General features: G+C 40.7%; 1 protein-coding gene. It reads left to right on the top strand.

Annotated elements, in window-relative coordinates; translation table 11 throughout:
• Positions 1 to 504: transposase (locus O3599_RS09910; RefSeq protein WP_371512746.1), on the top strand; the 504-nt coding region annotated here is incomplete at its 5' end.
• Positions 505 to 735: the final 231 nt, after the last annotated feature.

Below are 735 nucleotides of genomic sequence, written 5' to 3'. Positions count from 1 at the left end.
TTCAACCTGTCTTTCTGTAACTTTATCTTCGCTAGGCTTCTGGATAATAAAACTGCCCTTGAGGTTACCAAACACCTCTATACCATCAAGAACACTCTTCATGAAGCTGATAAAGATTTCTTCCAACTCTTTCCTGTCATTCTTACCGATAATGGTGGAGAGTTTGCCAGGGTTGATGATATCGAAATGGATGTGCGAGGAGAGAGTAAACTCTTCTTTTGTGACCCTAATCGCTCTGACCAGAAAGGGAGAATTGAGAAAAACCACACACTGATTCGAGACATTCTACATAAGGGAACTGCTTTTGACAACTTAACTCAAGAGGACATCAATCTCGTCTGCTCTCATGTCAACAGTGTCAAACGTGCTGCTTTGAATGGAAAGTCAGCCTATGAGCTCTTTGCCTTTACCTATGGAGAAGAGATTCCTAAGCTTCTAGGTATTTCTAAAATACCTGCAGAAGACGTCTGTCAGTCTTCGAAATTACTCCAACATAAGTTCTAAAAACTAACCTTTAACCGCATTCAAACGTCTCACACTAACTTCCACCATAGCGGAACTTAATCTGAAACGCTTTCAGATGAGGGGATTTTGTGCGCTCTTTTTTTCGATTCCTTTTGGTTACAAAAGCGATGAAATCAAGCATTAGTAAAACCAGTGGAACTTACCCTGACACGGATTTCCACTGGTTTTTAGGATTTTTATCAGACTAACTTCCACTTCTACTAGCGGTGG

The organism is Streptococcus sp. 27098_8_103, from assembly GCF_041432345.1.
Classification (GTDB): Bacteria; Bacillota; Bacilli; order Lactobacillales; family Streptococcaceae; genus Streptococcus; species Streptococcus mitis_BV.
This window is presented reverse-complemented; position numbering and strand designations above follow the sequence as displayed.